The organism is Methylobacterium sp. WL18, from assembly GCF_008040015.1.
Taxonomy (GTDB): domain Bacteria; phylum Pseudomonadota; class Alphaproteobacteria; order Rhizobiales; family Beijerinckiaceae; genus Methylobacterium; species Methylobacterium mesophilicum.
The window spans coordinates 1-5,067 of record NZ_VRVD01000334.1 but is presented as its reverse complement, the minus strand read 5'-3'; the positions used below and the strand labels follow the sequence as shown (position 1 = coordinate 5,067).

Below are 5,067 nucleotides of genomic sequence, written 5' to 3'. Positions count from 1 at the left end.
GGCCGACGCGGTCCTGCGGCGCCTGGAAGGCCAGGTCGCCGCCGAGTATGGCCGCCCCCTGCCGCCGCCCGCTCCACCGGAGCCGATCCAGAGGCGGGGCGCGTTCGGCGATCTTTGGGTGCCGCCGTACCGGCGCCGGGCATTGATGATGGCCGGCTTCAACGTGTTCCAGACGGTGGGCTTCTACGGTTTCGCCAACTGGGTGCCGACGCTGCTGGTGGCGCAGGGCATCACCATCACGTCGAGCCTCGCCTACACGGCGCTGATCGCGCTGGCCGCCCCGGTCGGGCCGCTGATCGGGCTCGCCATCGCCGACCGGTTCGAGCGCAAGCACGTCATCGTGGCCGCCGCGCTGGTCTACATCGCCTGCGGGCTGACCTTCGCGCAGACCCGGGATGTCCCGACGATCGTCGCGCTCGGGATCGGCCTGACGCTGGCCTCCAACGTGATGTCCTACAGCTTCCACGCCTACCAGGCCGAGCTGTTCCCCACCGGCATCCGCGCCCGGGCCGTGGGCTTCGTCTATTCCTGGAGCCGCTTCTCGGCGATCTTTACGGGGTTCGTCATCGCCTTCGTGCTGCGCGAGGCCGGCACCCCGGGGGTTTTCCTGTTCATCTCCGCGGCGATGCTGGCGGCTGGGTCGCTGGTCGGGCTGCTGGGGCCGCGCACCCGCGACGTGGCGTTGGAGAAGATCGCGGGGTGAGGCTCGCCTCGGTGCGGTAGCGAATCGTGATACCTTAAAGCCATGATCGCGCAGCCGAAGCCCCGGATGAATGTCGACGAGTTCTTGGTCTGGGCCGAGGACCAGCCGGGACGCTACGAGCTGGTCGAAGGCCAGGTTGTCGCGATGTCGCCGGAGCGGGTTCGGCATGCGGAGGTCAAGGCCTCGGCTTATCTCGCCCTCCGATCCGCCCTGAACCGGACGCAGCTCCCCTGTCGCGCATTGCCGGACGGGATGAGCGTGCGCATCGACGACACGACGGTCTTCGAGCCCGACGCCCTCGTCTATTGCGGCGCGCGTGCGGACCCGGACGCGATCGAGATCCCCAATCCGATCCTCGTGGTCGAGGTGCTGTCGCCCAGCACGGTTACAGTCGATTCCGGCAGCAAGCTATCCGGCTATTTCAGCATCGCCAGCGTCGCGCATTATCTGATGATCGACCCGGTCAAGCGCCTGGTCATCCACCATGCGCGCGGCGCCGAAGGGCTGATCGCGACCCGGATCGCCACCGAGGGCACCCTCGACCTGACCCCGCCCGGCCTGAGCCTGTCCGTCGCCGAGCTGTTCGCCGATCTCCCGCCCCCCGCAGAGCCCGCGGCTTGATCCGATCCGAGGTGGATGTCACAGCGGCGCAAACGCGAATCAGGACGCCCGGATGACCACACCCCTCGATCTCCTCGTGCTCGGCAACGCCATCGTCGACGTGATCGCCCGCACGGACGACGCCTTCCTGGACGCCCAGGGGGTGAGCAAGGGCGCGATGCAGCTGATCGACGAGGAGCGCGCGGAGGCCCTGTTCGCCGCGATGGGCCCGGCCACGATCGTCTCGGGCGGCTCGGGGGCCAACACCGCGGTGGGCGCGGCCCTGCTCGGCGCCAAGACCGGCTTCGTCGGCAAAGTTCGGAACGATGAGCTCGGCGGCCTGTTCGGCCACGACCTCAAGGCCACGGGCGTCGGCTTCACGGTTCCGCCGGCGACCGAGGGGCCGGCCACGGCCCGCTGCTTCGTGCTGGTGACGCCCGACGGCGAGCGCACGATGAGCACCTATCTCGGCGCCTGCCAGGGGCTGAAGCCCGAGGACGTGGACCGGGCGCTCGTTGCCTCGGCCCGGGTGGTCTACCTCGAAGGCTACCTGTGGGACCCGCCCGCCGCCAAGGATGCGTTCCGCAAGGCGGTCCAGATCGCCCACCAGGCCGGCAACGCGGTGGCGCTGACCCTCTCGGACGCATTCTGCGTCGGCCGCTACCGGGACGAGTTCCTGGGCCTCGTGCGCGACGGCAGCATCGACATCCTGTTCGCCAATATCGGCGAACTCCAGAGCCTCTACCAGACCGACGATCCCGAGGCCGCCGTGGCCGCCCTGCGCGACGAGCGCAACGCCCGCGGCCGACACCTGCTCGGCCTGGTCACCCGCTCGTCGGACGGCGCCCTGGTGGTGCAGGGCGGCGAGGTCCGGTCCGTCGAGGCGAGCCCGGTCCGCGAGGTTCTGGACACGACCGGGGCCGGCGACCTGTTCGCGGCCGGGTTCCTGGCGGGCCATGCCCGCGGCCTCGACAACGTCGCCAGCGCCCGCCTCGGCACGCTGGCGGCCGCCGAGGTGATCCAGCATATCGGCGCGCGCCCCCAGGCCGACCTGATCGGCCTCGCCAAGGCGCGCGGCCTGCTCTGATCCGAATCTTCAGGCGGCCCGCACCGTCGCGAGGAAGCGTGTCACCTCGCTCCGGAGATGCTCGAACCGGAGCGACAGCTCGGACGCCGAGCTGAGCACCTGGTCCGCCGCCGTCCCGGTCTGGTTGGCGGCGTCCGCGACGCCGGAGATGCTGCTCGTCATCTCGCCGGCGCTCGACGCCGCTTCGGTGACGTTGCGGGCGATCTCCCGGGTCGCGGCCCCCTGCTCCTCTACCGCGGCCGCGATCAGGGTCGCGACGGCGCTGATCTCCTGGATCCGCCCGCCAATGCGGCCAATGGCCGAGACCGCGTCCTCGGTCGAAGCCTGGATCCGCCCGATATGACCGCTGATCTCGTCCGTGGCCCGGGCGGTCTGGCTCGCCAGCTCCTTCACCTCGGCAGCGACCACGGCGAAGCCGCGCCCGGCCTCGCCGGCGCGAGCCGCCTCGATGGTCGCGTTGAGCGCCAGCAGGTTGGTCTGTCCGGCGATGCTGGTGATCATCGTGACCACGTCGCCGATCCGGGCGGCGGCACCGCTCAGCTCCTGCACCAGATGAGCCGTTGACGCGGCGTCCTCGACGGCGGCCTGGGTCAAAGCCGCGGCGCTCGACACCTGACGGCCGATCTCCTGGACGGAGCTTTCGAGTTCCTCCGCCGCGGAGGCCGCGGTGTTGACGTTGGCGGCAGCCAGTTCGGCCGCGCTCGCCACCCGCAGGGATTGGCTGGCGGTGCCGGAGGCCGTGCTGGTCATGGTGGCGGCAGTGGCCTGCAGCGCCGCGGACGCCCCCGAAACCGTCCCGATGATACCGCCGACGGACCCCTCGAAGGCGTCGGCGATGTGGCGCATGCCCGTCTTGCGCTGCTCCTCGGCGTCCGCCCGGGCGCGCGCGGTTTCCGCCTCCAGCGCCTGGGCCCGGATCAGGCCATCCTTGAACACCTGCACGGCGGCCGACATGGCGCCGATCTCGTCCCGGCGGGCCGCGTAGGGGATTTCCGCCCGGGCGTCGCCGTCCGCCAGCCGGCGCATGGCCCGGGTCATGACGGTGATCGGGCGCGAGACGCCGACGAAGCTGTAGAGCGTCGCCCCCAGGGCGATCAGCAGCGTGACGCCCAACATGATCACGGTCGAGCGGACCGCCTCGGCCTGGCTCTGGCGCGCGCTGCGGCCGGCCGCGTCGCCGGCCTGGATGTTCATCTCGGCCAGCGCGTGCGCGGCTCCGGCGGCGGCGACGTAATGGCCGTTCATCGTCCCGCGGAAATACGACATCGCCGCGTCGCGCTGCTCGAGGCTGAAGCCGCGCAGCCGCTCCCAGTCGTAATGCTGGACCTTGAGCTTGGCGAGCAGGTCGTCGAACCGGGCCTTCTCGTCGGGCGAGGCGATCAGCGCCCGGTAGGCCTCGACCTTGGCGTTCCGCTCCCGGGTCAGCCCGTCCACTTCCTTCACGGTGAGTTGCCGCTCGGTCTCCGCCGCCGCGGTGACGAACCGGACCTGCGCGAGGCGCGACCGGATCACCAGGGCCTCGATGGCCTGCGCCTCGTTCATCGACAGCACCGCGTGATCGAGCAGCGCCGCGAGCTGGCTGTCGAGGGCGATCATCCGATGGATCGCGAATCCGCCCTGAAGCGCGGCGGCGAGGAGGAGCAGGGCGAAGAGGCCGCTCAAAGTGAGCTTCAGGCTGGCACGCATGGTTCTGATCGATCCCCCCGGGGGGACGATACAAGCGATAAATTGTCTGACAAGTTGTGAATCCCGGCGGAGGTGACAGCCCGGCGCCGGTCACGCCGAAGCTTGCATGCGCGGCCGAACCCGGCCAACTGGACCACGCAACCCTCCGACAGCGGCCCGGCCTCCCGACATCGTGTACGTCCTCACCGACATCGCCATCTCCAACTGGTACCTGATCCGGCGCGAGCAGATCCGCCTCCGGGGCGCCGCCGCCCTGGTCGGGCCGACGGGGGCCGGCAAGTCCACGATCTTCGACGCGGTCGGCACGGTGCTGGCCGGCAACAACGCCAGCCGGCTGGCGCTGAACGCCTCGGCCTCGGGGCGCAGCGCCCGCACGGTGCGCGACTATTGCCTGGGCTGGATCAGCGACCCGGCCGAGGGCGGCAGGCCGACCCGGGAATCCTGCGAGACCGTGCTGGCCCTGGTGTTCGAGAATCCGGCCTCCGGCCGCACCGTCACGGTCGGGCTGGCGCTGGCCGCCCGGGCCGTGGAGCCGCGCGAGACCGTGCTGTCGCGCTTCATCGCGGTCGGCCACAGGTTCGAGATCGCCGACTATGCCCGCACCGCATCGGGCGGCAGCTTCACGGCGCCGTGGAGCGAGATCGCCGCGGACCTGCGCGCCCGGGCGGCGAGCTTCACCGAATACCGGACCTCCGGCGAGCGCTTCACCGCCGACATCCTGGCGACCCTGCGGGAGGGCGCGCCCTCCCCCGAGCCGCGGCACTTCCTGCGCAGCTTCTCCAACGCCGTGGCGTTCAAGCCGATCTTCGACACCAGCGCCTTCGTGCGCGCCTTCGTGCTCGACCCGGAGCCCCTGGACGTCGAGCGGGTGCGGCTCTCCATCGCCAACTGGCGCCGCCTGCTGGAGACGATCGGCGAGCTGGAGAGCCGGCTCGCCCGGCTGCGCCGCCTGCGCGACCGCTACGAGGCCTGGGGCGAGGCGGTGCTGGCC

General features: G+C 71.1%; 5 protein-coding genes. 4 read left to right on the top strand and 1 reads right to left on the bottom strand.

Annotated features, from left to right (window positions below; all coding sequences use genetic code 11):
- From FV228_RS19870 to FV228_RS19860, 3 genes are all read left to right on the top strand, one after another.
- A partial coding sequence (locus FV228_RS19870; protein WP_147856194.1) for an MFS transporter occupies window positions 1-703 on the top strand: 703 nt, incomplete at its 5' end.
- 42 nt (window positions 704-745) lie between these two features.
- A complete protein-coding gene (locus FV228_RS19865) occupies window positions 746-1,324 on the top strand; it encodes a Uma2 family endonuclease (protein ID WP_147856193.1) in 579 nt (192 codons plus the stop codon).
- 52 nt (window positions 1,325-1,376) lie between these two features.
- A complete protein-coding gene (locus FV228_RS19860) occupies window positions 1,377-2,390 on the top strand; it encodes an adenosine kinase (RefSeq protein WP_147856192.1) in 1,014 nt (337 codons plus the stop codon).
- A gap of 9 nt (window positions 2,391-2,399) precedes the next feature.
- Here FV228_RS19860 and FV228_RS19855 read toward each other — a convergent pair whose 3' ends face one another.
- Window positions 2,400-4,076 carry a methyl-accepting chemotaxis protein gene (locus FV228_RS19855; RefSeq protein ID WP_147856191.1) on the bottom strand — a complete coding sequence of 559 codons (1,677 nt, stop codon included), beginning with the start codon at window positions 4,074-4,076 and terminating at the stop codon, window positions 2,400-2,402.
- A 172-nt stretch (window positions 4,077-4,248) separates the two neighbouring features.
- On the opposite strand from FV228_RS19855, the gene FV228_RS19850 reads away from it, so the two are divergent.
- On the top strand, window positions 4,249-5,067 hold an 819-nt coding region (locus FV228_RS19850), incomplete at its 3' end, for an ATP-binding protein (protein ID WP_147856190.1).